The sequence below is a fragment of the Xanthomonas sontii genome (assembly GCF_040529055.1).
GTDB classification, from domain to species: domain Bacteria; phylum Pseudomonadota; class Gammaproteobacteria; order Xanthomonadales; family Xanthomonadaceae; genus Xanthomonas_A; species Xanthomonas_A sontii.
Genome location: NZ_CP132342.1, coordinates 4,964,760 through 4,981,687, shown reverse-complemented (window position 1 = coordinate 4,981,687; position 16,928 = coordinate 4,964,760). Strand labels below are relative to the sequence as shown.

The window sequence follows — 16,928 nt, the reverse complement described above, 5'->3', positions numbered from 1 at the left end:
ATGCGTCTACCCGCCCTGGCTGCGTGCTGTCTCACGGTTCTCTCCGGCCTCGCCCTGGCCCAGGAGCCGACCCTTCCCGCCACCGCGCAGGCGCCGGCCGCCGCCGCGACCGCCACGCCGCTGCCGTCTCCGGCCGAACGCGAGCGCTCGGCCACGCTCAAGCAACTGGGTGTGGACTACGAGATGACCCTGCGCGGCATCCAGGGCAGCGCCGGTATCGCCTTCAGCACCCGCACCGACGAAGTGGTGCAGGCGGCGAACCTGCATCTGGTCTACAGCTACTCGCCGGCGCTGCTGCCGGACCTGTCGCACCTGAAGGTCAGCGTCAACGGCGTCACCGTGGCGACCCTGCCGGTCAGCCGCGAGAATGCTGGCAAGCTGCAGCAGAGCGACGTGCCGATCGATCCGCGCCTGATCAGCGACTACAACCGGCTCAACCTGCAACTGATCGGCCACTACACCCGCGATTGCGAGGATCCGGACCACACCAGTCTGTGGGCCAACATCGATCCATCCACGCGGCTGTCGCTGACCGCCACCCCGCTGGTGCTGCGCAACGACCTGGCGCTGCTGCCGGTGCCGTTCTACGACAAGCGCGATACGCGCCGCCTGGAACTGCCGTTCGTGTTCCCGCAGCGCCCGGACCTGGCCACGCTGCGCAGCGCCGGCATCGTCGCCTCCTGGTTCGGCGCGCAGGCCGGCTACCGCGGCGCGTCGTTCGGCGTGGCCATCGGCGACGTGCCGGCCACCGGCAACGCGGTGCTGTTCGCCACCGCCGCGACCCTGCCGGCGGAACTGGCCGCGACCCAGGCCGGCCTGACCGAGATCGCCGGCCCGACCCTGGCGATGATCACCAATCCGCGCGATGCCACCGGCAAGCTGCTGCTGGTGCTGGGCCGCAACGACAACGACCTGCAGCAGGCCGCCACCGCGCTGAGCCTGGGCACGCCGTTCAACGGCCCGGTGGCGCGCATCGGCGAACTCAAGCCGGCGCAGCCGCGCAAGCCCTACGACGCGCCCAACTGGATCTCCGGCGACAAGCCGGTGCGCTTCGGCGATCTGGTCGCGCAGACCTCGCAGTTGAACGTCAGCGGCTACCACCCCGACCTGATCCGGGTCGGCCTGCAGCTGCCGCCGGATCTGTTCGTGTGGCAGCGCGACGGCATCCCGGTCAACCTGCGTTATCGCTACACGGTGCCGGAGACGCAGAACAAGTCGGCGCTCAACGTCAGCATCAACGATGCCTTCGTCACCACGCTGCCGCTCAACGGCCATGCCTATGCCGAGTCGCTGCCGCTGCGCTGGTGGCACGAACTCTCGCCCAAGGGGGCGATGCCGGTGGAGCAGAAACTGCTGCTGCCGACCGGGCCGTTCTCGGCCAACAGCCAGCTGCGCTTCCACTTCTTCTTCGACCGCCCGCAGGCGGAAGCGTGCAAGAACACCTTCCCCGACGTGTCCGGCGCGATCGACGCCGATTCCAGCGTGGACCTGCGCTCGTTCCATCACTACATGGCGATGCCGAACCTGGCCGCTTTCGGCAATGCCGGCTTCCCGTTCACCCGCCTGGCCGACCTGTCCGAGTCCACCGTGGTGGTGCCGGACGAGATCGGCGACCAGGACATGGCCAACCTGCTGACCCTGCTCGGCCGGCTCGGCGCGTCCACCGGCTACCCGGCGCTGCGGGTGACACTGATCCATGCCGCCGAGGTCGACAAGCACGCCGACAGCGACCTGCTGGTGTTCGGCAGCCTGCGCTCGCAACCGCTGTTCCAGCGCTGGAGCGCGGCGCTGCCGATCGGCGACGGCGCCAGCGGGCGGCGCTTTGCGATGAGCGACTGGGTGCTGGACAAGCTGCCCGGCTTCCTCTCGTTCGATGCGCGCCGCACCGACCTGCCGACCACCGCCGAGGTGGCGGTGAAGCCGGCACCCGGCGACGTGGTGCTGATGGGCTTCCAGTCGCCGCTGAAGGCCGGGCGCAGCGTGGTCGGGCTGCTGGCCGAGGACCCGGCCAGCGTCGAGGACTTCTTCGACGCCTGGCTGGAGCCGGCCACGCTGAAGGACTTCCAGGGCAGCGTGGTGCTGCTGCAGAAGGGCAAGGTGCGCAGCTTGGCCGGCAACCAGACCTACTATGTCGGTCACCTGCCGCTGCCGACCTGGGCGCGCTGGTACTTCTCGCAGCACCCGCTGTTGCTGGGCCTGGCGGTGGTGCTGCTGAGCGTGTTGCTGGCGCTGGCCGCGCGCGTGGTGCTGCGCCGGCATTCGGCGGCGCGGCTGCAGGCAGGGCAGTGAACGGACACACCGGCCAACGCCGGCGCCTGCTCGGCGGCCTGCTCGCCGCCGGTGCGGCGACGCTGCTGCCGCCGGCGCGCGCCGCGCTGGCGGTGGCGCCGGCCTGCGCGCCGTGGCGCGAGTGGACCGCGTTCGTCGGCAAGCACCTCGATGCCAGCGGACGGGTGATCGATTTCCAGCACGCCGACCGGCGCAGCACCTCCGAAGGCCAGTCCTACGCGCTGTTCTTCGCGCTGGTGGCCAACGACCAGGTGCTGTTCGAGCGCGTGCTCGGCTGGACCCGGCACAACCTGTGCGGGGGCCGCCCGCAGCAGGTGCTGCCGGCCTGGCTGTGGGGCCGCGCCAGCGACGGCAGCTGGCGCGTGCTCGACGGCAACAGCGCCAGCGACGCCGACCTGTGGATCGCCTACGTGCTGCTCGAGGCCGGGCGCCTGTGGCAACGGCCCGGCTACACCCAGGCCGGTCTGCAGATGCTGGCGCTGGTGCGACGCACCGAGCTGGCCGAGCTGCCCGGGTTCGGCAGCATGCTGCTGCCGGCGGCCAAGGGCTTCGTCAGGCCGCAACGCTGGACGCTCAACCCCAGTTACCTGCCGCTGCAGTTGCTGCGGCGCTTCGCCGCGGTCGATCCGAAGGGGCCGTGGGCCGGCTTGGCCACGCGCAGCGCACGGATGCTGCGCGACAGCGCGCCGGTCGGCTTCGCGCCGGACTGGACCTCCTGGGACGGCCGCGCGTTCGGCGTCGACCCCGACAAGGGCGCGATCGGCAGCTACGACGCCATCCGCGTGTACCTGTGGGCCGGCATGCTCGATGCCGCCGATCCGCTGCGCAAGGCGCTGCTCGACGACCTGTCCGGCCCGCTGCAGCAACTGCGCGCGCAGGGCCGTCTCGACGAGAAGATCGACAGCCGCCAGGGCGTCGGCAGCGGCCAGGCGCCGCCCGGCTTCGCCGCGGCCCTGCTGCCGTACCTGAGCGCGCTGCGCGAACCGGCGCTGCTCCAGGCGCAGGCGCAACGCATTCCCGCGCCCGGCGACGCCGCCGCGGCACGGCTTCCCTACTACGACCGGGTGCTGATCCTGTTCGGACGCGCCTGGCTCGACAACCGCTACCGCTTTTCCGCAGACGGCGCGCTGCAGCCCGCCTGGAGAACCCAATGCTCCGCATGAACCTCAAACCCCTGTACCTGGCCGGCATGATCGACCTGTGCCTGCTCGCCGGCAGCGCGCACGCGCAGAACGCCGACGCCACCCAGCAACTGGTCAGCCAGGGCAACTACTGGCACGACCAGGGCCGCGACGATCTCGCCGCCGACGCCTGGCGCAAGCTGCTGCGGGTCGACCCGAACCAGCCCGACGCCCTGCTCGGCCTGGCCCAGATCGATCTGGCGCAGGGCCGCCAGACCGACGCGCGCAAGCGCCTGGCGCAGCTGCAGAAGGCGCATCCGCAGGCGCCGCAGACCCAGCGCCTGGCCATGTCGATCGGCGGCACCGGCGATAACATCGACCTGCGCAACGCACGCCGCGCCGCCGCCGCCGGCCGCTACGTGGACGCGGTGCGCGCCTACCAGGCGCTGTTCGACGGCAAGGGCCCGCCGGACTCGCTGGCGCTGGAGTACTACCAGGCGCTGGCCGGCACCCCGCAGGGCTGGGACGGCGCACGCGACGGCCTGCGCCGCCTGGCTGCCGCGCAGCCGGACAACACCGCCGCGGCGCTGGCGCTGGCGCAGGTGCAGACCTACCGGGAACCGTCGCGGCGCGAGGGCATCGCCCAGCTCGCCGCGCTGAGCAAGCGCGCCGATGTCGCCGGTCCCGCGCGTGCCGGCTGGCGCCAGGCGCTGCTGTGGCTCAATGCCGGCCCCGCCGATGCGCCGCTGTACCAGGCGTTCCTGGCCGCCAATCCGAACGATGCCGAGATCGCCAAGAAGGCCGCGCAACTGCAGGAGCGCCGCGCGCAAGGCGGCGATCCGGCCGGCGAACAGCTGGGCGAAGGCTTCAAGGCGCTCAACGCCGGCAACCTGGCGCTGGCCGAACAGCGCTTCGCGCAGGTGCTGCGCGCGCGTCCGCGCGATGCCGAGGCGCTCGGTGGCCTGGGCTCGGTGCGGCTGCGCCAGCAGCGCTTCGGCGAAGCGCAGGAACTGCTGCGCCCGGCCGCGGCCGCCAACGGCAAGTGGCGCAGCGCGCTGGACAGCGCGCGCTACTGGCTGCAGCTGCAGCAGGCGCAGGCCGCGCGCACCCGCGGCGACACCGACGCCGCGCTGCGCCTGGTCCAGCAGGCGGTCAAGCTCAAGCCCGAGGAGGCCGCCGGCTACGCGTTGCTGGGCGACCTGCAGTCGGCCAGCGATGCTGCCGCCGCCGAAAAGAGCTACCGCGAGGCGCTGCGCCTGCATGCCGACGATGCCGGCGCGCTGCAGGGCCTGATCGCCCTGTACAGCCGCCAGGGCCGCGCCAACGAGGCCAATGCGCTGTTCGCCAGGCTCAGCCCGGCGCAGCGCCAGCAGGCCGGCGGCGAGTCCGCGCTGAAAGCCAACCTGCAGCGCGCCCGCGCGCAGCAGGCGCTGGAGGCCGGCGACACCGTCACCGCGCAGAGCGAGCTGGAAAAGGCGATGGTCGACAACCCGGGCGATCCGTGGGTGCGGCTGGACCTGGCGCGCCTGTACCAGCAGGCCGGGCGTCCGGACCAGGCGCGCAGCGTCATGGACGGCCTGCTCGCAGTGCACGGCGACATGCCCGAGGCGCTGTACGCCAATGCGCTGCTGGCGCAGGAACGCGGCGACTGGGCCAGCGCCTACGCCAGCCTGGAACGCATTCCGGCCAATGCCCGCACCGCCGAGATGAGCGCGCTGCGCAACACCGCCTGGGTCGAACAGCAGGCGGCCACGGCGCGCCTGCTGCAGCAGCAGGGCCGCGGTGGCGAAGCGCAGTTGCTGCTGGGCCGCACCGAGGCCGCGCTGGGCGACGCGCTGGAACAGCCGGCACTGCTGGCGGCGATGGCCGGCGCCTATGCCGACATCGGCAGCAACCAGCGCGCGCTGACCCTGGCGCAGCGCCTGGTCGCGCAGAACCCCTCCACCGAGGCGCGCCTGCAATACGCCGGCGTGCTGCTGCGCGCGCACCAGGACGCGGAACTGGCGGCGACCCTGCGCCAGCTGCGCGACAGCGACATGAGCGCCGAGCAGCAGCGCCGCTACCAGGCGCTGCGCAGCGGCTACGTGCTGCGCCAGGTCGATGCCCTGCGCGAACTCGGCAACCTCGAAGCCGCCTACGACGCGCTGGCGCCGCTGCTGGCGCAGCAGAACCAGGATCCGCAGGCGGTGGCCGCGCTGGCGCGGCTGTACGCCGCCGCCGGCGACCAGCGCCAGGCGCTGGTGCTGTATCAGCAGCAACTGCAGCAGTCGCCCAACGACCTGGACACGCTGATCGCCGCGGCCAACACCGCCGCCGCGCTGCGCGACCTGCACAGCGCCGAGGACTACCTGCAGCGCGCGCTGGCGCAGGCGCCGGATTCGCCGCAGGTGCTTGGCGCCGCCGGCCGCGTGTACCGCAGCGCCGGCAAGAACCGCAAGGCCGAGAGCTACTTCCGTGCCGCACTGGCGGCGCAGGCGCGCGAGGCGGGCCAGTACGACAACGGCCTGCCGGCCGCCAACGGCCCGGCGTCCTACGCCGCTGCCGGGCGCCCGCTCAATCCGTTCGCCGGCATGAACGGACGCATGCCGCGCAGCGCCGCGGTGGTGTCCGACCGCCTCGGCGGCGGCGTGCCGGCCCCGGCCTACGCAGCGTCCGCGCTGCCGGCGTCCGCGCCGGCCGTGGCCGCCGGCGACGACCTGCCGCCGCCGGCCAGCGCCAGCGCCGTCGGCGTGGCCCTGGCCGCGTTGCCGGTGCCGGGTCAGCGCAGCACCGCCCGCAGCGTGCCGCGCGACCTGCCCGACGACGGGCTGCTGGCCGCGGCGCCGCGTGCGTCCCTGCGCCAGCCCGCCGCGCCGGCCAGCGCCGGCGGCGGTTCAACCGTGCTCGACGAACTGCGCGAGGTGCAGGCCGAGAACAGCGACAGCCTCGCCACCGGCGCCAGCTACCGCGCCCGCGACGGCGAGGCCGGCCTGGGCCGGCTGCGCGATCTGGAAGTGCCGCTGCACGGCGAGTTCGCGGTGGGCGAGGGCAAGCTGCAGGTCGACCTCACTCCGACCCTGCTCGACGCCGGCACGCTCGGCACCGGCTACGCCACCGCCAGCCGCTTCGGCGCCGGCCCGGCCGCGGCGATGGGCGATGCCCTGGCCGCCGACCGCACGCCGATCGACAGCCTGGTCGGCAGCGACCTGTACCAACTGCTGCTCACCGAGGGCAACAGCAACGCCACCCGCAACGCGCTGCGCACCTATGCGGTCAACACCGGGCTGTACAACAAGCTGTTCAACGACACCGACCCGGCGCTGACCAACGCGCAGCGCGAGGCGGCAGCGCTGCAGGCGCTGTACGCCGAGCCGCTGTCGGCGTTCCTGCTCGGCAACACCGCCGCCGACACCGCGATCGGCACGCTGGCCAGCGCCATCCTCGGCGACGCCTCGCGCAGCGCCGACCTCAGCGCCGCCGACATCGCCCGCTTCCGCAACCTCGCCGCCAACCCCACCGCCGCGGCGCTGACCCCGGCCGGCTTCAGCCAGGCGCTGTACACCATGGCCGCCAACGGCAACGGCGCGCGGCGCATGGACCAGGACGCGCGCGGCGTCGGCATGGCGGTGACCTACAAGAACGGTGGCTTCAGCGCCGACCTGGGCAGCACCCCGGTCGGCTTCCCCGAGCGCCGCATCGTCGGTGGCGTCGGTTACCGCGGCCAGGCCGGCGACAACCTCACCTATTCCGGCCAGGTGTTCCGCCGCGCGGTCAGCGACAGCCTGCTGTCCTTCGGCGGCGTCGACGACGGCCGCGCCGGACTCGGCTGGGGCGGCGTGACCAGCAACGGCCTGCGCCTGTCGGCCACCCTCGACAACGGCCTGCTCGGCGGCTACGCCAGCGTCAGTGCCGACCGCCTGGTCGGCCGCAACGTCGCCAGCAACGACCACCGCCAGGTCGACCTGGGCGTGTACGTGCACGCGCTGGACACCGAGAACCAGTCGCTGACCGCCGGCCTCAACCTGACCGCGATGCAGTACGACAAGAACCTGGGCGGCTACACCTACGGCCAGGGCGGCTATTTCAGCCCGCAGGACTACGTGGACCTGGGCTTCCCGGTGCACTGGAGCGGCCGCACCGCCGGGCGCACGGTCAACTGGAGCGTGGACGCCAGCGTCGGCGTGCAGCATTTCCGCAGCGACGATAGCCCGTACTTCCCGACCAGCGCGCAGATGCAGCAGGCCGCCTACGACGCCGCCTCGCTGGCCGCGCTGCTGGGCCTGACCGACCGCTACGTCGCGCCGGTCTACGCCGGGCAGAGCAAGACCGGCATGTCCTACAACATCGCCGGCGCGGCCGAATGGCAGATCGCCCCGCAACTGTTCCTGGGCGGCCGCCTGCTGTTCAACAACGCCCGCGACTACACCCAGTTCAGTACCAACCTCTACGTGCGTTTCGTGCTCGACCGGCTCGGCGCCGGCCTCGGCCGCCGCCCGCAGGTGCTGGCCTCGCCGTACGTGCCGGAGTAGGGCGCGTGCCGCGCGGAGACCGGCGCACGTCAACTGTCTTACAGCCGCGATAAGCGGCACCGAAACCCGACTGACACCCTCCGTCGTCGGGACTGAAGTCCCTCCCACAAGGATGCCCAGCGCATCCCTGTGGGAGCGACGTCAGGCGGGCGTCACGTGTGCACATCCATCTCGGCGGATGGCCCACGGCGCTGCGGAACCACGCGTGACGGAATGCGCGCTACGCTGGCTGGGTGCACGGTGGGAGGGACTTCAGGGCACCTCGAACAACCTGCCACGACCTGGAGCCAGGGGTAGCATCTGTCGCAACGGCACCAGAGCGGCGCCTGATCGTGGTGGTTGGGAGGCTGAGGTGGCCGCTGGGCTACCTCAGCCGATCACGCTGGCGCCATGGCCCGCTCCTGTAGCCGTGCCAGCCGCATCACGTTATGGCTGGCGACCTTCAGCCCGATCACCACCTTTGCCCGCGCCAAGCCGATGCAGCGTACGAACTTGCCGCCTTGTTGGGCCAAGCGCGCAAACGGGTGCTCGCCGAACACCCGATCCTTGGCAATTCGACGGTTCCGGCGCTTTGCTGCCTCGCTCAAGGGCTTGCGCGCATGCCCTTGATGTTGGATCGCGGGGCGGTAACCACGCCTTTTCAGGTCTGCTTCCCGCGCTGCATCGGCATACCCGCTATCGGCCCATACCGTGCGGCCGGTGTTGTCCGGGTCCAGCACCTGCTCGAAGTGACGGCTGTCGTGCACGTTGGCCGCGCTCACGTCGTAGCGGCGGATGAAGCCCCAGCGACGGTCCGTGCTGGCGTGCAGCTTGTAGCCGTAGAACGCCACCCCATGCTTCCTGGTCCAACGTGCCTGCATATCCTTCTGCGCACGCTTGGCATCGCTCCAGTCCTGGCCGACGTCATCGCCCTGCTTGATCTGCGCGTTCTCTTCGCGCGTGTTGCGCTGGATCGGAGCGCTGACGATGCTGGCGTCGATGATCTGACCGCCGCGGGCAATGAACCCGGCACGTTGCAATTGCTCACCGATCGCCGCGCTGATGTCGCCCATCAGATCCTTGGTCTTGAGCCGTTCGCGCCACACCCAGATCGTCTTGGCGTCGGGCACCTTGCCGCTGTGTTCCAGTCCGAGGAATTGCTGGAAGCTGCGCCGATCCAGCACCTGGTACTCCAGCGCATCGTCGGAGAGGTTGTACAACTGCTGCAACAGCAGCAGCTTGATCATCACCTGCGTCGGCCAAGCCGGACGGCCACCGCGCTTGCCAGTACCCAAGGACAGCTTCGCGTCTACGACGTGAGCAATCCCGGCAAAGTCGATATGCCGTGACAGCAGAGCCAGAGGATCGCCGATCTGCTGCCGCTTGGCTTCGCGTTCGTGGCCGGCAAACAGGCTGATCATCGTGGCGTCCTCGGCGTGTTCTCCAGACCAATGATGCCAAAGGCGGGGTTTTTAGAGGTGCCCTTCAGTCCCGACGCATTGCGCCATCGGCAAGCGCGCCACGTCGCGCGTCGCGGCTGCATGACAGTTCGCACCTGCAGAATTCGCCAAGCGCTTTGCCGCAACACGGGGATTGCACCGCGGTGTGTCGCAGTCGGGGCAGGGGAGGCCGCGGCCCGCGCTGCACGCGTCGCCGCCACGGCGGATAATCGCGGCCATTCCCCACTGCCAGGAGTCCGCACATGATCCGCGACATCATCCGCATGGGCGACCCGCGTCTGCTGCGCCAGGCGCCGCCGGTCACCGATTTCGGCAGCGCGCAACTGCATGCGCTGGTCGCCGACATGTTCGAGACCATGGACGCCGCGCGCGGCGTCGGCCTGGCCGCGCCGCAGATCGCGGTGGACCTGCAACTGATGGTGTTCGGCTTCGAGCGCAGCGACCGCTATCCGGATGCGCCGCCGGTACCGCGCACCGCCCTGGCCAACGTGGAGATCGAGCCGCTGTCCGACGACCTGGAGGACGGCTGGGAAGGCTGCCTGTCCATTCCCGGGCTGCGCGCGGTGATTCCGCGCTACCGGCACATCCGCTACCGCGGCGTGCTGCCGGACGGCACCCCGCTGCAGCGCGAGGCCGAGGGTTTCCACGCCCGCGTGGTGCAGCACGAGCACGACCACCTGATCGGCCGCCTGTATCCCTCGCGCATCCGCGACTTCGACAGGTTCGGTTTCGAGGACGTGCTGTCCTACGACCTGTAGTGCCGGGATGCCCCCGCGTTGGCGATGCGTGCCCAGCGGTCACTTCCGCATGCGTGCACTGTCACGCGCTTGTGGGAGCGCTCCAGTCGCGACGGTTTTACCGGTAAGGCCCATCGCGACACAGGGACTTGCAACGAACTCGGCGGGTGCACCGTGGGAGGGACTTCAGTCCCGACGCATTGCGCCATCGGAAAGCGCACCGCTTCGCGTGTCGTCGCTGTATGACAGTCGACTCCCGCAGACTCCCGGAGCCGGAGAGCGGCCCCACCCGACAGTCAGCCAAAACGCGCACGGCCCGCGCGAAGCGGGCCGTGGCGGGTGCTGCCAGAAACGCGCTGCGGCTTACTTCAGCGCCTTGAAACGCAGGCGCTTGGGGCCGGCGTCGTCGCCGAGGCGGCGCTTCTTGTCTTCCTCGTACTCGCGGTAGTTGCCCTGGAAGAACTCCACGTGCGAGTCGCCCTCGAAGGCGAGGATGTGGGTGGCGATGCGGTCCAGGAACCAGCGATCGTGCGAGATCACGAAGGTGTTGCCCGGGAACTCCAGCAGCGCGTCTTCCAGCGCGCGCAGGGTTTCGATGTCCAGGTCGTTGGACGGTTCGTCGAGCAGCAGCACGTTGCCGCCCTGCAGCAGGGTCTTGGCCATGTGCAGGCGGCCGCGCTCGCCGCCGGACAGCGAACCGACCATCTTCTGCTGGTCCTGGCCCTTGAAGTTGAAGCGGCCGATGTAGGCGCGCGACTGGATCTCCACGCCGTTGATGTTGAGGATGTCCAGACCGCCGGAAATCTCCTGGAACACGTTGTGGTTGCCTTCCAGCTTGTCGCGGCTCTGGTCCACGTACGACAGCTGCACGGTCGGGCCGACCACGATCTCGCCCGAATCCGGCTTCTCCTGCCCGGTGATCATCTTGAACAGGGTCGACTTACCGGCACCGTTGGGGCCGATGATGCCGACGATGGCGCCCGGCGGGATGATCATCGACAGGTTGTCGATCAGCAGGCGGTCGCCGAACTTCTTGGAGACGTTCTTGAACTCCATCACCGAGTTGCCCAGGCGCTCGCCCGGCGGGATGAAGATTTCGTTGGTCTCGTTGCGCTTCTGGTAGTCCACCGACTGCAGTTCGTCCAGGCGCGCCAGACGCGCCTTGCCCTTGGAACGGCCGCCCTTGGCGTTCTGCCGGGCCCACTCCAGTTCCTTCTGGATCGCCTTCTGCCGCGCCTTTTCCTGGTTCTCTTCCTGCTTCAGGCGCTCGTCCTTCTGCATCAGCCACTCGGTGTAGTTGCCCTTCCACGGAATGCCGCGGCCGCGGTCCAGTTCCAGGATCCACTCGGCGGCGTTGTCGAGGAAGTAGCGATCGTGGGTCACCGCGACCACGGTGCCGGTGTAGCGCGCCAGGAACTGCTCCAGCCATTCGACCGACTCGGCGTCGAGGTGGTTGGTCGGTTCGTCGAGCAGCAGCATGTCCGGCTTCTGCAGCAGCAGCCGGCACAGCGCCACACGGCGCTTCTCGCCGCCGGACAGGTTGGCGATCTTGGCGTCCCACGGCGGCAGCCGCAGCGCGTCGGCGGCCACGTCGAGCTGGTTCTCCAGGGTGTGCGCGTCGCCGGCGGCCAAGATCGCCTCCAGGCGCTCCTGTTCCTTGGCCAGCGCGTCGAAATCGGCGCCTTCCTCGGCATAGGCGGCGTACACCGCTTCCAGCGCGGCCTGCGCCTGCAGCACTTCGCCCACGCCTTCCTCGACCGACTCGCGCACGGTCTTGTTCGGGTCCAGCTCCGGCTCCTGCGCCAGGTAGCCGACCTTGGTGCCGGGCTGCGGACGCGCCTCGCCTTCGAAATCGGTGTCCACGCCGGCCATGATCTTCAGCACGGTGGACTTGCCGGCGCCGTTGAGGCCGAGCAGGCCGATCTTGGCGCCGGGGAAGAACGACAGCGAGATGTCCTTGATGATCTGGCGCTTGGGCGGCACGGTCTTGCTGACCCGGTTCATGGTGTAGATGTATTGCGACATGGCGGCTCCAAAGGCGCAGGGCGCCCGCCGGCCGGCGGCCGGAGGGCGTCGAAAGGGATGGCGGATTATAGCCGGACGGCCGCCGGCAATCGTTGCCGCACGGTGGCGGCGGCAGACGCGCGGGTGGTGCCGCGCGGGCTACTCGGCGATCGGCGGCAGCGCCGCAGCGCTCGCCGTCGACGAGGCCCCTGCGCGGCGCTGCCGGCGCAGATAGAGCAGTGCGCAGATCACCAGCAGCAGCATCGCCAGCCACTCGCTGGTCAGCGCCGCCTGCATCGCGGCCAGGCTGCCGCCGCCGCGGGCGTGAGCGTAGATCGCACCCAGCGCCGCCGGCCCCAGGCCCATGGCCGCCTGCAGGATGGTGGAGAGCATGGCGCTGCCCGCGCCGGCATGCGTGGTGGGGACCTGCGACAGGCCGATGCGGTAGAAGCTGGCCACGATCCAGGCCTGGCCGGCGCCGATCAGTGCCGTCGCCGGGGCCAGAGTGCGCGCGTCCGGATGCGGCCACACTGCGTGCAGCGTCCAGGCCAGCCCCAGCAGGCCCAGCATCTGCACCATGCAGCCCAGCAGTAGCGTCGGCACCGGGCCGCAGCGCGCCGCCACGCGGGCGCTGACCAGCGCAGAGGCGAAGTAGGCCGCGCCCAGCACGATGAACGCATTGCCGGACTGCAGCGGCGAGAGACCGGCGCCGGTCTGCAGGGTCAGCGCCAGCACGAACATGAAACCGCTCCAGCAGGTGAAGAACACCCCGCCCACCAGCAGCGCGAAGCGCACGCTGGGCAGCCGCAACAAGGCCGGCGGCAACAACGGCGTCCGTCCGCGGCGTTCCTGCCACAGTTCGACCCGGGTCAGCGCCGCCAGCAGCGGCAGGCAGGCCGCCAGCACCGCCAGGCACGCCGGCGGCCAGTGCAGGGCAGGGCCCAGCGCCAACGGCAGCAGCAGGCAGGCCAGGAACAGCCCCAGCAGCCCGGCGCCGGCCAGGTCGGGCGGCATCCGCCGTGCCGCGCGGGTCTCCGGCACGGCGCGCAGGCAGGCCAGCGCCAGCAGGCAGAACGGCAGGTTGATCAGAAACACGCTGCGCCAGCCGGATCCGGCGATGTCCGCGCTGACCAGCGAGCCACCCAGCACCTGGCCGATGACGAAGGCGATACCGCCCAGCGAGCCGTACAGCGCCAATGCCCGCGCGTGTGCCTTGCCGTGCAGGCTGACGTGGATGGTGGCCAGGATCTGCGGCACCGCCAGCGCCGCCCCCAGTCCCTGCAGGATGCGGCCGGCCAGCAGGGCCGGGACCGAGCCGGCCACCCCGCACAGCAACGAGGCCAGGCCGAACAGCAGCACGCCGGCACCGAACACGCGGCGCCGCCCGAGGTTGTCGCCGAGCCGGCCGCCCGCCGCCAGGCCCACCGCGAAGGCGACGCCGTAGACGGCCACGATCAGCTCCAGCTGGGTCGCCGACGCGTGCAGCGTCTGGGCGATCGAGCCAAGCGCGACATTGAGGATGGAGAAATCGATCAGCGGCAGCATCTGCCCGATCAGCAGGATGCCGAGGCCGCGGTGGCTCAGGGTGGGGGTGGTGGCGGGCATGGCGGAGGCGGGGGAGGGTGTGGTCATGGCGCGCAGTATGGTGAGTCGATAAACTGGTACAAGGACTCATTTATCCTGGTACTGGCGCTGCCTCCCTGGTGTCCCGGACGGTCGCGTCGGGGCGCCGTCTACAGAGCACGCCTGCGCCGCCTGTCGACGTGGCGTCGTCGGGCACGGGCGGACAGCAAAAGTGGAGAAGACGATGCAACTGGACCTCGCGCATTCCACCTCCAGGCCGGAGCGGGCGGTCGCGCCTGCTGCGTCGGGCCCGGCTCTGGCCAGCGAGCGTGCCCGCGCGCTGGGCGCCTTCCTGCGCGCCCGCCGCGAGAGCCTGGACCCGGCGCGGCTGGCGCTGCCGCGCGGCGGCAGGCGCCGCACCCCCGGCCTGCGCCGCGAGGAAGTGGCCTTGCTCGCCGATGTCGGCGTGACCTGGTACACCTGGCTGGAGCAGGGGCGCCCGGTCCGCGCCTCGGCGCGCGTGCTGACCGCCATCGCCCGCGCCCTGCAGTGTTCGGAGGTCGAAACCGCGCACGTGCTGGCGCTGGCCGGCGTGGGCGGCACGACCGCCCTGGCGCCACCGCCGTGCCAACGCCTGACCGGCACCGGGCGCATGCTGCTGGACCAGCTCGGCCCGTGGCCGGCAATGCTGCAGACCCCGCGCTTCGACATCCTCGGCGCCAACCCGGCCTTCGAGCGCCTGATGGGTGTGACCCTGGCCGACCTGGCGGACGCCGACCGCAACTGCGTCTATCAGGCCTTCACCAATCCGCGCTGGCGCGACGCATTGCTCGATCGCCAGGACGTGCTGCAGCACATGGTGGCGTTGCTGCGCGCGGCGATGGCCGAACACCTGGGCGAGCCGGAATGGGAGGCGCTGCTGGCGCGCTACCGCGCGGCCTCTCCCGAGTTCGATGCGCTGTGGCGGCAGCGGCGCGAGGTGCGCGGCGTGGAGAACCAGCTCAAGCGCTTCCGCCATCCGCAGGAAGGCGAGTTGCGCCTGCAGCAGGTCAACTGGTGGTCGGCGCCGCGCAACGGCAACCGTCTGGTGGTCTATTTGCCAGCCGATGACACGGCGCAGGCGGCGCTGTTGCGCCTGCACGCGCAGGCCGGAAATGCCGCTGGATGAACGCTTTCCTAGCCCGATCCGTGAAGCTGAATACGTAACCGATTCCAGCAGGAGACGGTTCAGACGAAAACGGCCTAAATGCAACCGCCACACCACGTGACGGAGTTGCCATGAACATGAAACGCATTGCCACAATCGCCCTCTCGTCCGCGCTGGCGCTGGGTTTCATGGCGCCACCCGCGTTCGCCTGGGGTCCGGGCGGTCCGGGTCCCGGTCCGGGCTGGGGCCCGCCGGGTCCTCCGGGTCCTCCGGGTCCTCCGGGGCCGCCGCCCCCGCCGCCGGGACCGGGTCCGCGCGACCACGGCTGGTACGACCGCGGCTACCGCGACGCCGATCGCGAGCGCTACTGGCGCGACCGTGAGCGCGACCGCCGCGACGCCCGTCGCGCCTACGACCGCGGCTACCGTGACGGCTATCGCAACGGCCCCGACGTCGTCTACTACCGCCCGGGTCCGCCGCGCTGGGCGCGCGGCCAGCGCTACTACGGCCCGAACTACGTGGTCTACGACTACGACCGTTATCAGGTCCGGCGCCCGCCGTACGGCTACCGCTGGGTGCGCGACGACACCGGCAACCTGCTGCTGGTCGCCATCGCCACGGGCATCATCGCCGACCTGGTGCTCAGCGGCCGCTGAGCCCTGCTGCGGCATCGCCAGACGGCCTCCTGCGGGAGGCCGTCTGCGTTTTGGTTCGCCCTCGGCCGCGCGCGGGGCTTAAACTAGTCGTCTGCCTTCTGTCCATGCCCCCGGAGACCCGATGTTCCCGCGCGACGCCCGCATCGAAACCTACGATCCCGACCTGGCCCGCGCCATCGCCGCCGAAGCCGGCCGCCAGGAAGACCACGTCGAGCTGATCGCCAGCGAGAACTACTGCAGCCCGCTGGTCATGGAAGCGCAAGGCAGCCAGCTGACCAACAAGTACGCCGAAGGCTATCCGGGCAAGCGCTACTACGGCGGTTGCGAATTCGTCGACGTCGCCGAGCAGCTGGCCATCGACCGGGTCAAGCAACTGTTCGGCGCCGACTACGCCAACGTGCAGCCGCACAGCGGCTCGCAGGCCAACCAGGCGGTGTACTTCGCGCTGCTGCAGCCGGGCGACACCATCCTCGGCATGTCGCTGGCGCACGGCGGCCACCTGACCCACGGCGCCAAGGTCAACGCCTCCGGCAAGCTGTTCAACGCCGTGCAGTACGGCGTCGACGACCAGGGCCTGATCGACTACGACGAAGTCGAGCGCCTGGCCGTGGAGCACAAGCCGAAGATGGTGGTGGCGGGCTTCTCCGCCTACTCGCAGGTGATCGACTGGGCGCGCTTCCGCGCCATCGCCGACAAGGTCGGCGCGTACTTCTTCGTGGACATGGCGCACGTGGCCGGCCTGGTCGCCGCCGGTGTCTATCCGACCCCGCTGCCGCACGCGCACGTGGTCACCTCCACCACCCACAAGACCCTGCGCGGCCCGCGTGGCGGCATCATCGTCGCCAGTGCCGCCGGCGCCGGCGACAAGCTCGAGGATCTGTCCAAGAAGCTGCAGTCGATCGTGTTCCCCGGCATCCAGGGCGGCCCGCTGATGCACGTGATCGCGGCCAAGGCGGTGGCGTTCAAGGAAGCGCTGGAGCCGGAATTCACCCGCTACCAGCAGCAGGTGGTGAAGAACGCCCAGGCCATGGCCAAGACCCTGATCGCGCGCGGCTACAAGATCGTCTCCGGCGGCACCGAGAACCACCTGATGCTGGTGGACATGATCGGCCGCGACGTCTCCGGCAAGGACGCGGAAGCGGCGCTGGGCAAGGCCCACATCACCGTCAACAAGAACTCGGTGCCCAACGACCCGCGCTCGCCGTTCGTGACCTCGGGCCTGCGCCTGGGCACCCCGGCGATCACCACCCGCGGCTACCAGGAGCAGGACTGCGTCGACCTGGCCAACTGGATCGCCGACGTGCTCGACGCCCCGGCCGACGACACCGTGCTGGCGCGCGTGCGCGACGCGGTGACCGCGCAGTGCCGCAAGTATCCGGTGTATGGCTGAAAAACGGGAATGGGGAATGGAGAATCGGGAATGGTTGAAAGTGCTAGCTGGCGCCTTTGGCGTTCCCATTCCCC

The 16,928-nt window shown here is 70.7% G+C and carries 10 protein-coding genes; 7 read left to right on the top strand and 3 right to left on the bottom strand.

Annotated features, from left to right (window positions below):
• From bcsB to RAB70_RS21155, 3 genes are read left to right on the top strand one after another with little or no spacing between them, the layout of a single operon-like run.
• Complete coding sequence (bcsB, locus tag RAB70_RS21165; RefSeq protein ID WP_148829901.1) at nt 1–2,289, top strand: cellulose biosynthesis cyclic di-GMP-binding regulatory protein BcsB; 2,289 nt, start codon at nt 1–3, stop codon at nt 2,287–2,289.
• Complete coding sequence (gene bcsZ / locus RAB70_RS21160) at nt 2,286–3,452, top strand: cellulose synthase complex periplasmic endoglucanase BcsZ (protein ID WP_148829902.1); 1,167 nt, start codon at nt 2,286–2,288, stop codon at nt 3,450–3,452. The genes bcsB and bcsZ overlap by 4 nt, the downstream gene beginning before the upstream one ends.
• Nucleotides 3,440–7,918: a cellulose synthase subunit BcsC-related outer membrane protein gene (locus tag RAB70_RS21155; protein ID WP_148829903.1), complete on the top strand. Its 4,479-nt coding sequence runs from the start codon at nt 3,440–3,442 to the stop codon at nt 7,916–7,918. The genes bcsZ and RAB70_RS21155 overlap by 13 nt, the downstream gene beginning before the upstream one ends.
• 377 nt (nt 7,919–8,295) lie before the next feature.
• Here the strand turns inward: RAB70_RS21155 and RAB70_RS21150 are convergent, their stop codons facing one another.
• Complete coding sequence (locus tag RAB70_RS21150; RefSeq protein WP_148829423.1) at nt 8,296–9,318, bottom strand: IS5 family transposase; 1,023 nt, start codon at nt 9,316–9,318, stop codon at nt 8,296–8,298.
• Between the two features lie 281 nt (nt 9,319–9,599).
• Between RAB70_RS21150 and RAB70_RS21145 the strand changes: the two genes are divergently transcribed.
• A complete protein-coding gene (locus tag RAB70_RS21145) occupies nt 9,600–10,115 on the top strand; it encodes a peptide deformylase (protein WP_148829541.1) in 516 nt (171 codons plus the stop codon).
• A gap of 342 nt (nt 10,116–10,457) precedes the next feature.
• Here RAB70_RS21145 and ettA read toward each other — a convergent pair whose 3' ends face one another.
• Complete coding sequence (gene ettA / locus RAB70_RS21140) at nt 10,458–12,119, bottom strand: energy-dependent translational throttle protein EttA (RefSeq protein ID WP_017908418.1); 1,662 nt, start codon at nt 12,117–12,119, stop codon at nt 10,458–10,460.
• 138 nt (nt 12,120–12,257) lie between these two features.
• Entirely contained in the window at nt 12,258–13,730 is a 1,473-nt protein-coding gene (locus tag RAB70_RS21135) for an MFS transporter (RefSeq protein WP_309252747.1), read from the bottom strand.
• 175 nt (nt 13,731–13,905) lie between these two features.
• Between RAB70_RS21135 and RAB70_RS21130 the strand changes: the two genes are divergently transcribed.
• The 3 genes from RAB70_RS21130 (at nt 13,906) to glyA (ending at nt 16,854) form a co-directional block, all read left to right on the top strand.
• Complete coding sequence (locus RAB70_RS21130; protein ID WP_265530869.1) at nt 13,906–14,829, top strand: helix-turn-helix transcriptional regulator; 924 nt, start codon at nt 13,906–13,908, stop codon at nt 14,827–14,829.
• A gap of 110 nt (nt 14,830–14,939) precedes the next feature.
• The gene (locus RAB70_RS21125) at nt 14,940–15,464 is read left to right on the top strand and encodes an RcnB family protein (RefSeq protein WP_148829930.1); all 525 of its coding nucleotides are present in this window, start codon (nt 14,940–14,942) and stop codon (nt 15,462–15,464) included.
• A gap of 121 nt (nt 15,465–15,585) precedes the next feature.
• Nucleotides 15,586–16,854, top strand: coding sequence for a serine hydroxymethyltransferase (gene glyA / locus RAB70_RS21120; RefSeq protein WP_017912204.1), 1,269 nt, complete (start codon nt 15,586–15,588; stop codon nt 16,852–16,854).
• Nucleotides 16,855–16,928 lie beyond the last annotated feature (74 nt).